We start from the raw sequence: 15603 nt of genomic DNA, 5'->3' as shown, positions 1-15603 counted from the left end.
TCTAAGGCCGTTTTTTATTTGCCTTTTAATATAGTAGAGACGGAATGTATACAAAACAAGCTAGCAGATTGCGGTTTAAGTTTATGCGCGATCAATTGTCGGATACGCAGTACCATCAGCTCAATGCAAGTTTGCTGAGAAACTTTCAGTCCTTGCCAATGGACAGAATTGCGTACCTCCATACCTTTCTGCCTATATTGGAAAAAAGAGAGCCTAATACATTTCTCCTCATTGACTATATAAAGGCGAATTATCCCAATACAAAAATTGTGGTGCCAAAAAGCGATTTGCAGAAGAACATAATGACCCATTACGTGTTGGGCGAACAAGCATTAATGAAAAACAAGTGGGGCATCGTAGAGCCCGAAGGATCGACCAACCAAGTAGCGGTAGGATTGATAGATGCTGTGCTCTTACCTTTGCTAAGTTTCGACATGGAGGGGAACCGGGTAGGTTATGGCAAGGGCTATTATGATCGCTTTTTAAGCGAATGCCGTCCGGATATTCGTAAAATTGGTTTGTCGCTATTTGATCCCGTTGATAAGATTATTGATTGTGAAGCACATGACATTCCTTTGGATAGCTGCGTAACACCTGAAAAAATATGGGTTTTTTCTAAATAGGCGGCAGCGCTAAATGCGAATACTTAACACCTAAGTGCTAACCAAACAAATCGTTAAGTATTTTAGCCAGTCGGATTCCACCCTTTAGTAGTTGTTGATTCAGCGTGTTGATATGATCGAAGTTATAGCGATAGCTGAGCTTCTCTTCAGGTTGGACATCTTTATACAAAGATTCACTAATCTGGTAAGATTCATACAGCCAGTTTTCCAATGAGCTGTTCTGCCACATAGCGCGCTGTTCCTTTGTGCTGAAATTAATCGCTTGGGTATATTCCGTAAAACTTAGCTGCTGAAAATCTATCAATTGCTCATCCCAAATTCGATGGAGATTCGTGGGGATATTGAACCAATAGAGTTTGATCTTATTACCTCCTAGATCTTCAAAGCGGCCCGTATGCATCGGTTGATGGATGTCGCCCACAATATGTATAATAAGACGAAGGTACATTACCTGAGTGGCTTTATCTAAAGAATGTCGATTTTTAAGCTGCTGAATCAACATAAGGAGCTTGTTGTAAGCATTAGCGGTCGTGTCGCTATGTAGTTGTTGGCTTAGCTGTTCGTAAGTCAGGCCGCTTTTGAAATTTACATAATGCCAACTGCCTAAATAATTGAAAGCTGGGTCAGATTTTATAAAGTCGGGCCAATTCGCAGCCATTGCTAAAGATTCATTACCCAGAATTTCCTGAATATTTTTTCTTGCCCGCTTGCTTAAATGTTGATCGGCAAGCGCACCTACCACACGATGACCGGTAAGCCCCCAAGCGAAGGCAGAATGGTAAGAAAAAAGAAACAGGATAACTATGACATAGAGTATGGCAACTTTCTTCATAGTGCAAAGTTAGTCAAAAGCCATCAGCCATTAGCAATCCGTTTGCTGTTTTATTTCCGTTTTTATTGGTTGATATCCGATCGCTGATCTCCATAAAAATCCTATCTTTGTCAACTAAAACAAAACACATATATCATGAGTGTTGAAAGAGGTCCAATATCACAATTTATAGAGAAAAATTACCTGCATTTTAATGCCGCATCGTTGGTAGATGCTGCCAAAGGCTATGAAGCCCATTTGGATGCGGGGGGCAAAATGATGATTACGTTGGCAGGAGCAATGAGTACGGCCGAACTGGGAATTTCCCTAGCCGAAATGATCCGTCAAGATAAGGTTTCCATTATTAGCTGTACCGGGGCTAACCTAGAAGAAGATATCATGAATCTGGTAGCACACTCTCATTATAAAAGAGTGCCTCATTACCGAGATTTGAGTCCACAAGACGAATGGGATCTATTAGAAAATCACTATAACCGCGTAACAGACACCTGTATTCCGGAGGAAGAAGCTTTCAGGAGATTACAGCAACATATCCACAAAATATGGAAGGATGCTGAACAGGCAGGAGAACGTTATTTTCCGCACGAGTATATGTACAAAATGCTGAAAAGCGGTGTGTTAGAACAATATTACGAAATCGATCCAAAGAACTCGTGGATGTTGGCTGCCGCAGAAAAGAATCTTCCGATTGTGGTACCTGGATGGGAAGACAGCACGATGGGAAATATCTTCGCTTCCTATGTGATTAAAGGCGAGTTGAAAGCTTCCACCATGAAAAGCGGAATTGAATATATGGCTTACCTGGCAGATTGGTACGTAAAAAATAGTGATGGTAAAGGCATTGGCTTTTTTCAGATTGGGGGAGGTATAGCGGGCGACTTTCCGATTTGTGTTGTGCCCATGCTTTATCAAGACATGGAAATGGAGAATATTCCGTTCTGGAGTTATTTCTGTCAGATATCAGATTCAACTACATCTTATGGCTCTTACTCAGGCGCGGTACCCAATGAAAAAATTACGTGGGGAAAGCTAGGCATAGAAACACCTAAATTCATTGTTGAATCAGATGCCACTATCGTTGCACCATTAATTTTTGCTTGGATATTAAAACAGTAATATTTTATAAGGAGCTCTTGAGCTCCTTTCTTGTTTTTCAGCCCGTAGGATGTCATACTACGACCTAGATTTCTACCATGGCCGGAGCTTATAGCCGCCCTCTTAAATAGAGTAATAATATTTTTTTAATATTTCAAATTCCCTTCCCGTATTTTTTCGGATGATTTTTGGCGGGCCTTTAAAAAAGGGCTTAGAAAACTAAATAGAGGCGATTTAAAACAATTTAGAATCATTATAAATTGATAATTAAAGTCACGAAATTGTCACTGATATCTTAATTAGTTATACTTTTGTGCTCAGGTTTTAAAGAGGTATGCCCAGTGCATCTTTGAATCTGTTAGGTTACATTCATATAAAATAGTATAAAGCTCTCAATATGAGAAACATCTCGTTACTTTTTAGAAGTGTTGTAAAGTCCTTGATCTTAGTTTCAGTACTAAGTATGGCAGCTGTGTCTGCCCGTGCGCAGGACGTTAAAGAAGGGGCGTCTCTGTTTAAACAGAAATGTACCTCGTGTCACGCCATCGATAAGGATCTGGTTGGCCCTGCATTGAAAGATGTAAGCAAAAGACATGAGGAAGAATGGTTGATTAAGTGGATTAGAAATTCACAGGCTTTAGTTGCTGCGGGAGACGAACAAGCGGTTGCGCTTTTTGAAGGGCACAACAAGGTCGTGATGACTCCTTTCCCTGATTTGTCCGATGACAATATCAAAAACATATTAGCCTACATCGACGATGCTTCACAGGCTCCTGCCGGTGGAGATGGTAAAACTGCGGGAGGTGATGCTGCAGCTGCCAAGAGCGATGACGTGAGTGATTTTATGCTGTACGGATTGATTGCGGTAATTGTAATCGCGTTCATTGTGATTGTTGTGCTGAACCGTGTTATCAAAACCTTGGAACGAATCATTCTTAACAAAAAGGTGCTTATTGAGGAAGAAGAGGAAGAAACAGAAGGTAAAGACTACTTAGGGACCCTTAAAAAGTTAGCTAAGAATAAAAAATTGGTTTTCTTCTTTGTACTTGGCTTGGTAGCTTTCCTTGGTTCGGCAGGTTGGAAAACATTGTGGAATGTCGGTGTTCACCAAGGTTATAAACCGGTTCAACCGATTAAGTTCTCTCACCAATTGCATGCGGGCGTTAATCAGATCGAATGCCAATACTGCCATTCGGGCGCATTTAAATCAAAAAATGCTTCCATTCCTTCTGCGAACGTTTGTATGAACTGCCATAAATACGTTACAGCCAGTGAGAAGTATAATGGAGAAACTTCACCTGAAATCCAAAAAATCTACAATGCATTGGATTGGGATGGTCAAAAATATGGACCTAATCAACGTCCAATTCAATGGGTTAGAATCCATAACTTGCCCGACTTCGCTTACTTTAATCACTCGCAACACGTTTCAGTTGCAGGAATCGAATGTCAGCGTTGTCATGGACCGATTGAGACCATGGAAGAAGTTTATCAATACTCTCCTTTAACCATGAAATGGTGTGTGAATTGCCACCGTGAAACAGAAGTTAATCACAAAGACAATGCATACTACGATCAGCTGATCGCTGCTCATGAGAAACTAAAAGAGGGCGACAAGATTACAGCTGCATCACTTGGTGGCCTTGAATGTGGTAAATGTCATTATTAATAAATTGAGAATACGCATCTTTAATATATATAGCTTAAATGGATAGCAACAAGAAATATTGGAAAGGCTTAGAAGAACTGGAACAAACACCTGCTTTTGTAAAAAACAGCAAAGGTGAGTTCGCAGAATCCCTTCCTATAGAGAACGTATTAAACGAGGCCGGTTTAAGTACAAAAACACCTCGTCGCGACTTTTTGAAAGCGTTAGGTTTTGGATTGGGAGCAGTTTCGCTAGCGGCTTGCCAAAGCACCCCGGTACATAAATCTATACCCTATTTAATAAAACCGGAGGAAGTGACTCCGGGTATTCCAAATTATTACGCGTCTAGTTACAACGGTCAGAGTATCTTGGTTAAAACGAGAGAGGGTAGACCTATATTGATCGAACCGAATCCTAAATCAATCGGTGTAAATCGGGGAACCGATGCAGCAACGCAGGCATCCGTTTTAGACCTTTATGATATGTCCAAGTTGAAAGGACCGAAGATCAAAGGTAATGAAGCGGATTGGGAGTCGGTTGACGCACAAGTTAAAGCAGCCTTAAATGCAGCTAACAGCGCCGGTAAACAAATACGAATCATCTCGTCTTCCATCAATAGCCCTTCAGCATTAGCTGCAATAGCAGGTTTCATCGCCAAATACCCAACTGCTAAGCTGGTTGAGGTAGATGCCGTGTCCTATGCGGGTATTATAAAAGCAAATCAAGCAAGTTTCGGTAAGGCCGCTATTCCTCACTATCGTTTTGATAAGGCGGATGTGATCGTGAGTGTGGGTGCGGATTTCTTAGGAACTTGGTTAGCGGGAGAAGAGCATACACAACAATATGCCGATAATCGCGGATATAAGTCGCTTGAAAACAAAAAAATGTCGCGTCATATTCAATTCGAAAGTGGATTAAGTATGACTGGCGCAAATGCAGATGCGCGCGTTGCGGTTAAGCCTTCCGAGGAAGCTGCGGTGCTTGTCTCATTGTATAACGCAATTACAGGAGCTTCTTTGGCAGGAGGTCTTTCGGCTAATGAAAAGGCACAAAAGGTAGTTGGTCTTGTATCAAAAGAACTTCTGAATGCAAAAGGCAGATCAGTGGTGGTAGCAGGAAGTAATGACGTTGCTTTGCAAACACTTGCCAATGCCATCAATGCAGCCTTAAACAATTACGGAAGCACGATCGATTTAGATAATGTATCTTATCAGTATAAAGGAAATGATTCTGACTTTACAACTTTCTTGAATGAAGCTGCTGCTGGTCAAGTAGACGTAGCCTTTTTCTTAAATGTGAATCCGGCATACGATTATTTTGACAGCGAAAAAGTCAAAGGCGCTTTAGCCAAAGTTAAGCTCAAAGTATCTTTTGCTGATCGTGAGGATGAAACGGCGGAATTGGTAGATATTTTAGCGCCTAATCATAACTATTTAGAGTCTTGGGGAGATAGTAACGCAAGAGAAGGGTACTTTACAGTCGTTCAACCTACAATCAATCCGGTATTTAATACCCGTCAAGCCGAGCAAAGCTTACTTATATGGTCAGACAATGCGCTTGCTTACCATGATTTTGTAAAAGAAAACTGGGAAAAGAATATACTAGCCGGCACCGGTACAACCTGGGAAAATGTGCTGCAAGCTGGCTTTGAATATAAAGGCGACAAACCCGCACAAGCTTATAGCTTTGCAGGAGATGTAAACGCAGCTGCTGCGGCTGCAGTGAGCGCTAGCAAAGCCTTGGCTAAAGATGTGGAAGTACAATTATATCAAAGTGTGGCCATAAGAGATGGTAAACAGGGAAATAACGCGTACTTGCACGAGTTACCGGATCCTATTTCAAAGGTGACTTGGGACAACTACGTCGCCATTGCGCCTAAATTTGCAGAGAGCTTAGGGCTTGGTGAGAATAGCGTAGTAAAGGTTACAGGAGAGAACGGCTATTCAGTGGAACTGCCGGTGCTGTTGCAACCGGGACAAGCTCAAGGTACAGTTTCTATTGCTATTGGATACGGTAGAACGAAGGCTGGTAAAGCAGGGAACGAGGTTGGACAAAATGCGTATCCATTTGCTAAGTTCGTGAATGGTACACTCCAATTTAATACAACCGCTAAGTTAGAAAAGGTTTCAAGAACCTATGAATTAGCACAAACACAAACACACCATACCATTGAAGGACGCAATGTAATTAGGGAAACTACTTTTAAAGATTACGTGAAGGACCCTGCGCACGGAAGTGGTAATCATGGCGAAAAGCATAAGACTTACGACTTGTGGGATAAGTTTGAGTCGCCAGGGCATAAATGGGTTATGGCGATCGACCTGAATGCTTGTACGGGATGTGGTGCCTGTGTGGTGGCTTGTAATGTGGAAAACAATGTGCCGGTTGTCGGACGGGATGAAGTACGTCGCCGCCGCGAAATGCACTGGTTAAGAATTGACCGCTATTATAGCTTCGAGCATGATGGCGAACAAGTAACAGAGGAAAAGGAATTAGACAGACTAAGCAGAGAAAATGCTAATCTGGATAATGTATCGGTTGTTTTCCAACCCATGCTGTGCCAACATTGCGATCATGCCCCTTGCGAAACCGTGTGTCCGGTATTGGCTACCGTTCACTCTTCAGAAGGCTTGAACCATATGGCTTATAACAGATGTTTTGGTACACGTTACTGTGCGAACAACTGTCCATATAAAGTACGTCGTTTTAACTGGTTCAACTATTGGAATGATTCGCGCTTTGATAATTACCTGAACAATGAGTTCACTCAATTAGTGTTGAACCCGGATGTTACATCTAGATCACGTGGTGTGATGGAAAAATGTACCATGTGTTTACAACGCATCCAAGGTGGAAAATTGAAAGCGAAATTGGAAAAACGTAAGTTGAGAGACGGTGATATAAATACGGCTTGCGCAGCAGCATGTTCTGCTAATGCCATTATCTTCGGCGATATCAATGATCCTAATTCAGAGGTATCAAAGGCGTTGAGAAATGAGCGTGTTTATTATGTACTGGAAGAAATTAACGTACAACCTAACATTGGTTATATGACTAAAGTTAGAAATACTTTTGAAGCTTAATCGGTTTAATTGATCTGAAAAAATAAGAATATGTCATCGCATAACGAATCAATACTTAGAGAACCATTAGTTACCGGTAAGAATATTACTTATGCCAAGGTAACGAATGATATTCTCGTACCTGTAGAGAATAAACCAAATGCGGCTTGGTGGATTGGTTTCACTGTAGCTGCCTTGGGTGCGCTACTATGGGTTTTTAGCGTAAGTTATACATTTTGGACGGGTATCGGCGCTTGGGGCCTAAACAAAACGGTAGGCTGGGCATGGGATATTACCGACTTCGTATGGTGGGTGGGTATCGGTCACGCAGGAACGTTGATTTCTGCGGTATTGCTTCTTTTCCGTCAAAACTGGCGTAACTCCATCAACCGCTCAGCAGAGGCGATGACAATCTTCGCCGTAATCTGTGCCGCAACTTATGTCGTTGCCCACATGGGGCGTCCTTGGTTGGCGTACTGGATTTTCCCGCTACCGAACCAATTCGGTTCATTATGGGTGAACTTCAACTCCCCCCTTGTATGGGATGCTTTTGCGATCTCTACCTATTTTACAGTATCCTTAGTGTTCTGGTATACAGGTTTATTACCGGATATTGCAACGGTTCGCGACCGCGCTACTGGCTTAAGAAGAAGAATATATTCGATCTTGTCGTTCGGCTGGACGGGTAATGTGAAGACTTGGCAACGCTTTGAAATCGTATCATTGATATTAGCCGGTATTTCTACACCGCTGGTACTTTCAGTGCACACCATCGTATCAATGGACTTTGCAACCTCGGTTATCCCGGGATGGCATACAACCATTTTCCCTCCTTACTTTGTGGCGGGTGCGATTTTCTCGGGTTTTGCCATGGTTCAAACCTTACTCTTGATTACCCGGAAAGTTTTGAATTTCGAAAACTACATAACCATGTTCCACATCGAGTCAATGAACAAGATCATCATGGTTACCGGGTCTATTGTAGGGGTTGCTTATCTTACCGAGTTGTTTATCGCTTGGTACTCAGGTTCAGAATATGAAATGTATGCTTTCGCCAATCGTGTTGCAGGGCCGTATTGGTGGGCATATTGGTCGATGATGACCTGTAACGTAATTTCTCCTCAGTTATTCTGGTTTAAGAAAATACGGACAAGCATTCCGATTTCATGGGTATTGTCTATCGTGGTAAATATTGGTATGTGGTTCGAGCGTTTTGTAATTATCGTGACCTCACTGCATCGCGACTATATACCTTCGAGCTGGGCAATGTTCTATCCAACTTGGACTGACGTTGGTATATTTGTTGGATCAATCGGTTTATTCTTTACCTTATTCTTATTGTTCTTACGTGTATTACCGGGTATAGCAATGGCAGAGGTTAAATTATTATTGCATTCCGCTAGTCACCAGCAAAAGCTTAAACTTGTTAAGGAAGGTCACTTGAAATCCGAGCAGGTTGAATTCTACAAAGAATCGCTTGACAAGTATGATAGTGTCAGCGAAGAGGAAATTAAAGAATTAGCAAAATAAAAAGATGAGCGACACAAAATATATTTTAGGACATTTTGAACATCCGGACGATTTGATGGATGGAATAGATAAGTTGCAAAAGAGTAACATTTCTATTTACGATGTATATACACCCATGCCAATACACGGTATTGAGGCAAAATTAGGTGTTCCGCCATCTCGTTTGCCAATCGTAGCTTTCATATGTGGTATTACCGGAACCATCTCTGGTATCAGTTTGCTATATTATACACTGCATAAAGACTGGCCTATGATTATCGGTGGTAAACCGACGTTGCCAATGCCCGATTTTGTTCCCGTAACATTCGAGCTAACTATCCTGTTTTGTGCGTTGGGTATGGTGGCTGCATTTTACTTCAGAAGCCATCTTTTTCCGGGAAGAGCTCCACGAGTAATGGATTTGCGCGCAACGGACGATCGCTTTGTAATTGCAATTGATGCTAGATCGAACACCGATCACGAAAAAATTGACAGCTTATTAAAAGACGCAGGTGCGGTAGAAGTACTGTACAATGAAAGGAAATATGTTAGCTATGAATAAGACTAGACTGTTTGGAACCGCATGTTTTGCAATAGCTTTCGCGGCGATAGTATCTTCTTGTGGAGATAAAACAACGCGGAGTACAGGATGGGAATTCTCAAGAAACATGTACGATCCAATAGGATATAATCCAGACCAACCCAATAAGAATTTTGCCAATGGGCAAACGGCTCAGACTCCACCGGAGGGAACTACTCCCGTAGGTTTTGAACGTTTTGATTATCCAAATACGTTAGAGGGCTACGAAGCAGCAAGTGTAAATGTGCACAATCCTTTGGAACGAAACGAAAAGAACCTAAAGGAAGGGGCTCATTTATTTCAGGCCTTTTGCTCGCCTTGCCATGGGCCTGAAGGGCATGGGGATGGAACCATTGTGAACATGGAGAAGTTTCCACCGCCACCTTCATATGCTACGGGCAACTCTTCCCGTGGAGGATTAATGAAGGATTTGACCGATGGTAAAATCTACCATACGATTACCTACGGATTAAATCTAATGGGCTCGCATGCTTCACAATTATCACCTGAAGAACGATGGAAAGTGGTGATGTATGTTCATGAATTGCAAAAAAAATAGTATTATAAACAGTTATATATCAAATGGGAACTCATAGTCACACTACATATAATTTTGACGAGCGCTTTGAATTCGTTGGAAAGGCGAAAACATGGAGCTTGGCAGCAATAATAATTGGTGTTATTGCGATTGTTGCGGGCTTTTATGTGGACGGTAGCCACCGCATGTTCGCCAATTTATTGTTAATGGGATATTATTTTACCTGTGTGTGTGCAGCAGGAGCTTGTTTCTTAGCTATCCAGTTTGTATCCCAAGCCGGATGGTCAACAGGCCTTTTACGTATTCCGCAAGCATTTGCCAGTGTATTACCGATCGCATCGATTATTTTGATCGTAATCACCGCTGCGGGCTTATTTACACATAATCTATACCATCATTGGCACGCCGATGGAATAACGGATCCGAATAGTCCTCACTACGATGCTTTAGTAGCAGGAAAGTCTGCTTTTCTAAATGTACCCGGTTTTTTTGCCAGACAGATTATATTTTTAGGCTGCTACAGCATTTTAGGTGCAGCCTTGTCTAAACTATCTTATAGAGAGGACTTGGAAGGAAGTTTGAATTCTTATAAGAAGAGCTTCAAATTTTCTGCAATATTTCTTGTGATATTTGGTTTTACAACACCTATATGGTCTTTCGATACCGTGATGTCTTTGGAGGCACATTGGTTCTCAACGATGTTCGGTTGGTATAACTTCGCTGCAATGTGGGTAAGTGGTTTATGTGCGATCACCTTAATAATTATTTTGTTGAAACGCGCTGGATACTTAGCTTGGGTGAATGAAAACCATTTACACGACATGGGTAAACTGATCTTCGGTTTCTCTATCTTTTGGACATACGTATGGTTTGCACAGTTTATGTTGATTTGGTACGCAAACATACCGGAAGAAACGGTATATTTCTATAAAAGATGGGAACCCGAGTACAAACCTTGGTTTTGGTTGTCAATAATCATTAACTTTGTAGCTCCTGTTCTGATTTTGATGGATCGTGATGCTAAAAGGAAAGAAAATATCATGCTTTTTGTATGTATCCTGCTGTTAGCTGGACATTGGTTAGATTATTATATCATGATTATGCCCGGAACGGTTGAAAACCACAGAGGTTTTGGTCTAAGTGAGATCGGTTCGATATTAGGTTTCGTTGGTTTATTTACCTATTTAACCTTAGGTAAATTGAGTAAGCAACCGCTGGCCCCAAAGAACCATCCATTTTTGGAAGAAAGTCTTCATCATCAAATTTAGTTTCTTCGATTAGAAAGCGAATTGAAATACGAATAACCGTTAATATTGAAATGAGATATAGAAAGTACATCAATTTTAGAACGATCTTCGGCTTGGTAATGGCTGTTATGCTATCATTGCAAAGTCCAGCTTTTGCTCAGTCAGGAGATAGTACTGCCGCCAAGAACGATACCAGTGCTACTGTTTCAAGTTCAGAGTTGCAGGCTAAAGCGGATTCAGCCGGGACAAATGCGGCGGATACCACCGGTAATGCCGTTGCTGCAAAGACGCCCGCCGGGACAAGTGCAACCAGCAACGCTGCACAAGCAGCACAAGAAGAAGAAAAGTCAATAGACCCTCAGGTATATAAAAACTTCTTTTATTATGTGTTGTTGTTTTTCCTCGTGTGTATCGTGGTTGGTATTGTTGGTAAGATTATCCACGTTTACGAATTAACACGCGAAATGCAAGGAAAAGGAAAACGCGTGAACTGGAATAAGTTCAACGGCATTCTTTTCTTAATAAGCCTTTTTGTAGGATTGTACGGTGCTTATTGGTCATACGTACACCACGGTAGCCTAGCTTGGCACGAAGCGGCATCCGAGCACGGAGCAAAAATTGATAGTATGTTTATCACAACTACAGTGATTACAACCATTGTCTTTGTGCTAACGCATATCTTACTCTTTGGATTCTCATTCATATATAAAAGCAGTGGAAAGCGCAAAGCTTATTTCTATCCACATAATAACCTGATAGAAAAAATATGGACCATTGTTCCGGCCATTGTATTGACAATTCTTGTATTGTTTGGGTTTTTTACCTGGAGAAGTATAACGAATGTACCGGATGATGTAGCTAAAAATGCGCTGCAAGTGGAAATTACGGGCGAGCAATTCGCTTGGACGGTTCGTTATGGTGGAAGAGATAATAAAATTGGTAAAAGAAGTATTAAGTTGACAACCCCTTTGAACGGCTTGGGGATCGACTATAATGATAAAAATGCCTGGGATGATATAATGGGATCTGAAATAGTATTGCCGGTAGGTAAACCTGTTAGATTTACCATAAACTCTAAAGACATCCTACATAGTTTCTATATGCCGGATTTCAGAGTTCAAATGAACGCAGTACCGGGTATGGCTACGCATTTCCAAATGACTCCACGTTTCACAACGGAGGAGATGCGCGAAAAGTTGAACAATCCTGAATTTGATTATGTAATGCTTTGTGCTAAGATCTGTGGACAAGGACACTACAATATGCAGAAGACGGTACGTATCGTATCCGAAGCGGAATACAAAGAGTGGTTGGCATCGCAAACTTATTTCTTTAGCGATGACGTGAAGAAAGAATTCAAAGCTTCGCAAACAGCAAATCAAGAGGGGCAGGCGAAGGATAATAAACAATTGGCGTTAAATTATTAATATATAGAGGATAAGAGCTTATGTCAAGTATAGCAATTCCACATGCAGGCGATCATGGCCATGATGCTCACGGGCATCATCATGAAACGTTTCTGACGAAATATATTTTTAGTCAGGATCATAAGATGATTGCTAAGCAGTTTTTAATTACGGGTATCATCATGGCTTTTTTTGCTATGTTTTTATCCATCTTATTTAGAATTCAGTTAGCCTGGCCTGAAAAGGATTTTCCCATATTGGAAGTTTTCCTAGGCAAGTGGGCAGAGGGCGGTAGGATAAGGCCCGATTTTTTCCTTTCTTTGGTCACTATCCACGGAACGATCATGGTCTTCTTCGTGTTAACTGCTGGTTTGAGTGGTACTTTTAGTAACTTACTGATTCCATTGCAGCTGGGAGCGCGGGATATGGCATCGCCGTTTATGAATATGTTATCCTATTGGTTTTTCTTTTCGGCTTGCGTAGTGATGATTTCCTCCTTCTTTGTTGAAAGTGGACCTGCAAGTGCCGGATGGACCATCTATCCTCCTTTATCGGCTTTGCCGCAGGCTATTCCGGGATCAGGAACAGGGATGACACTTTGGTTGGCAAGTATGGTGCTGTTTATTGCTTCACAGGTAATGGGGGGTATTAACTACATCAGTACCGTATTGAATATGCGCACGAAAGGAATGAGCCTTTGGAGAATGCCTTTGACTATCTGGGCGGTGTTTTTGACGGCCATTGTTGGTTTGTTATCGTTCCCTGTTTTGGTTTCAGCCGTGGTTTTATTGATCTTCGATAGAAGTATGGGTACCAGTTTCTATTTATCGGATATCATTATAGGTGGACAGATCTTACCAAATGAGGGTGGTAGTCCTATTTTATTCCAACACCTTTTCTGGTTCTTAGGCCACCCTGAGGTATATATCGTATTAATGCCTGCTTTAGGCTTAACGTCGGAAGTAATTGCGACTAACTCACGTAAGCCGATATTTGGTTACCATGCGATGGTATATTCACTGATTGGTATTACCGTACTGTCATTTATTGTATGGGGTCACCATATGTTCGTTACCGGAATGAATCCGTTCTTAGGTGGTGTATTTATGATTACTACCTTAATCATCGCGGTACCATCAGCGGTAAAAACGTTTAACTACCTAGCGACCTTATGGAGAGGAAATATCAAATTTACACCGGCCATGTTATTTGCTATTGGTTTGGTTTCATTCTTTATATCGGGTGGATTGACTGGTATCTTTTTGGGTAACTCCGCCTTAGATATTAACTTACACGATACCTATTTTGTTGTCGCGCATTTCCACTTGGTAATGGGTTCTGCATCTATTTGTGGAATGCTTTGTGGTGTTTACCATTGGTATCCAAAGATGTTTGGACGAATGATGAACGATAAATTGGGTTATCTCCATTTCTGGATGACGTTTATTGGGGCATATTTGGTATTTTTCCCGATGCACTTTATGGGAATAGATGGTGTTCCCCGCCGTTATTATTCGTTCACTAATTTCCCATTCATGCAAGAATGGTTGACGGTCAACGTCTTTGTAACATGGGCGGCTATTATCGCTGGGTTTGGACAAGTAGCATTCTTGTTTAACTTCTTCTATTCAATTTGGTTTGGTAAGAAGGCAACACAGAACCCATGGAAATCTAATACCTTGGAGTGGACAACACCGGTAGAGCATTTACACGGAAACTGGCCGGGCGAGATCCCAACAGTTTATCGTTGGCCTTACGATTATAGTAAACCGGGACATGATGATGATTTTATTCCACAAACGGTTCCTTTCTCAGAAACGATGAGTTCTAACTTGCCACACGATTTTGAAGGGGATGCTGTTGCTGAGCAAATTCAACGCGAGTGGGATAAGGAGCATGGTGTCGAAAGAGAATTACATCATTAATAGTTTTGAATAAAGAACTTGGGGTATCTGCCTAAGCTTATAAGCTAATCGGGTGCCCCATTTTTGTGCTAATGAGTGTCTATTTACCTGGCGAGAGGAGATTTGTAGTAGTAAATAAAATTACTATTCTATCGCTCTTTTTGCTTATCCTGGCCGGTGGAGTGGTGAGAAGTACCGGTTCGGGAATGGGCTGTCCGGATTGGCCAAAGTGTTTTGACCAGTACGTACCGCCAACAAACGAGTCTCAGTTACCTGAAGGGTACGAGCAAAAGTACATTGACAATCGGGCAAGAAAGAACGAACGCTTTGCGAAGACATTGGATCTATTCGGATTCGCCGAGTTAGCTGAGGAGTTGAGAAATGATAAGAGCATTCTTCAACATGAGGAGTTTAATGCGGCTAAAACATGGACGGAGTATATCAATAGGTTAGTTGGTGCAGTTACAGGGTTTTTCCTTTTATTGTGTGCTGTTTTTTCCACTGCGTTCCTGAAAAGTAAAAAGCGTATTTTCTATTTCAGCGTACTCAATTTATTTGTTGTATTTCTACAGGCTTGGCTTGGTTCCATTGTTGTTTCCACCAATTTATTGGCATGGGTAATTACCGTACATATGTTGTTGGCATTGGTTATATTGGCAATTAGTATTTACACCTATTTCCAAGCTAAAGTGCTAAGAGACAGTAGCCTGTTGATCAACAGAGGGAATAAATCAGCAAAATTGCTTGCTCTAGTGGTTTTGGTGCTTATTGTTGTGCAGGTAATACTGGGGACAACGGTGCGAGAGGAAATCGATTTCATTGCGTCGTCATCTGACAATCGCGCTGAATGGGTATCGAAGCTAAGTAACTACTTTAACTACCATCGTGATATAGCTATAGGAGTCTTTGTTCTGTGCCTATTATTATTCTTTTTGGTTCGAACGAGATATGCGCATAAAAGTGTACAGAGCGGAATTGTTAATCTGATTGTTCTACTCGTTATTTTGCAGCTCGCCACAGGCTTTATTCTTTCGTATTTGGGAGTTCCGGCTTATGCTCAAACCACACACTTGGTGTTGGCTAGCTTGTTGTTTGGAGCTCAATATTACCTCATGCTCTTACTGGGAAAGACGAGCGAATACATAGGTCAGTAAATTGA

At 41.5% G+C, this 15603-nt stretch carries 12 protein-coding genes; 11 read left to right on the top strand and 1 reads right to left on the bottom strand.

The window, feature by feature from the left end; genetic code table 11:
• The first annotated feature begins 44 nt into the window (after window positions 1–44).
• Window positions 45–623 (top strand): 5-formyltetrahydrofolate cyclo-ligase, encoded by a 579-nt coding sequence (locus tag E0E36_RS01525; protein WP_130854494.1) that lies wholly within the window; start codon window positions 45–47, stop codon window positions 621–623.
• Between the two features lie 37 nt (window positions 624–660).
• Here the strand turns inward: E0E36_RS01525 and E0E36_RS01520 are convergent, their stop codons facing one another.
• Window positions 661–1455: a S1/P1 nuclease gene (locus tag E0E36_RS01520; protein ID WP_130854493.1), complete on the bottom strand. Its 795-nt coding sequence runs from the start codon at window positions 1453–1455 to the stop codon at window positions 661–663.
• 135 nt (window positions 1456–1590) lie between these two features.
• Here E0E36_RS01520 and E0E36_RS01515 point away from each other — a divergent pair, with 135 nt between their 5' ends.
• The 10 genes from E0E36_RS01515 to E0E36_RS01470 all read left to right on the top strand — a co-directional run bounded on the left by E0E36_RS01515 (window position 1591) and on the right by E0E36_RS01470 (window position 15598).
• Window positions 1591–2571, top strand: a complete 981-nt coding sequence (locus E0E36_RS01515) for a deoxyhypusine synthase family protein (RefSeq protein WP_013664836.1) — start codon at window positions 1591–1593, stop codon at window positions 2569–2571.
• Between the two features lie 376 nt (window positions 2572–2947).
• Window positions 2948–4219 (top strand): cytochrome c3 family protein, encoded by a 1272-nt coding sequence (locus E0E36_RS01510; RefSeq protein ID WP_013664837.1) that lies wholly within the window; start codon window positions 2948–2950, stop codon window positions 4217–4219.
• Window positions 4220–4257: 38 nt separating this feature from the next.
• Window positions 4258–7281 (top strand): TAT-variant-translocated molybdopterin oxidoreductase, encoded by a 3024-nt coding sequence (locus E0E36_RS01505; RefSeq protein WP_130854492.1) that lies wholly within the window; start codon window positions 4258–4260, stop codon window positions 7279–7281.
• Window positions 7282–7311: 30 nt separating this feature from the next.
• A complete protein-coding gene (nrfD, locus tag E0E36_RS01500; protein ID WP_130854491.1) occupies window positions 7312–8790 on the top strand; it encodes an NrfD/PsrC family molybdoenzyme membrane anchor subunit in 1479 nt (492 codons plus the stop codon).
• Window positions 8791–8794: 4 nt separating this feature from the next.
• Window positions 8795–9331: a DUF3341 domain-containing protein gene (locus E0E36_RS01495; protein WP_130854490.1), complete on the top strand. Its 537-nt coding sequence runs from the start codon at window positions 8795–8797 to the stop codon at window positions 9329–9331.
• Window positions 9303–9908 (top strand): c-type cytochrome, encoded by a 606-nt coding sequence (locus E0E36_RS01490; protein WP_013664841.1) that lies wholly within the window; start codon window positions 9303–9305, stop codon window positions 9906–9908. The genes E0E36_RS01495 and E0E36_RS01490 overlap by 29 nt, the downstream gene beginning before the upstream one ends.
• A gap of 23 nt (window positions 9909–9931) precedes the next feature.
• Window positions 9932–11155 (top strand): hypothetical protein, encoded by a 1224-nt coding sequence (locus E0E36_RS01485; RefSeq protein ID WP_013664842.1) that lies wholly within the window; start codon window positions 9932–9934, stop codon window positions 11153–11155.
• Between the two features lie 50 nt (window positions 11156–11205).
• A complete protein-coding gene (locus E0E36_RS01480; RefSeq protein ID WP_013664843.1) occupies window positions 11206–12561 on the top strand; it encodes a cytochrome c oxidase subunit II in 1356 nt (451 codons plus the stop codon).
• A 20-nt stretch (window positions 12562–12581) separates the two neighbouring features.
• Window positions 12582–14465: a cytochrome c oxidase subunit I gene (locus tag E0E36_RS01475; RefSeq protein ID WP_013664844.1), complete on the top strand. Its 1884-nt coding sequence runs from the start codon at window positions 12582–12584 to the stop codon at window positions 14463–14465.
• A gap of 71 nt (window positions 14466–14536) precedes the next feature.
• Window positions 14537–15598, top strand: coding sequence for a COX15/CtaA family protein (locus E0E36_RS01470; protein WP_130854489.1), 1062 nt, complete (start codon window positions 14537–14539; stop codon window positions 15596–15598).
• The last annotated feature ends 5 nt before the right edge of the window (window positions 15599–15603 follow it).

It is taken from the genome of Olivibacter jilunii (assembly GCF_900607235.1).
In the GTDB taxonomy this organism is placed as follows: Bacteria; Bacteroidota; Bacteroidia; order Sphingobacteriales; family Sphingobacteriaceae; genus Olivibacter; species Olivibacter oleidegradans.
This window is presented reverse-complemented; position numbering and strand designations above follow the sequence as displayed.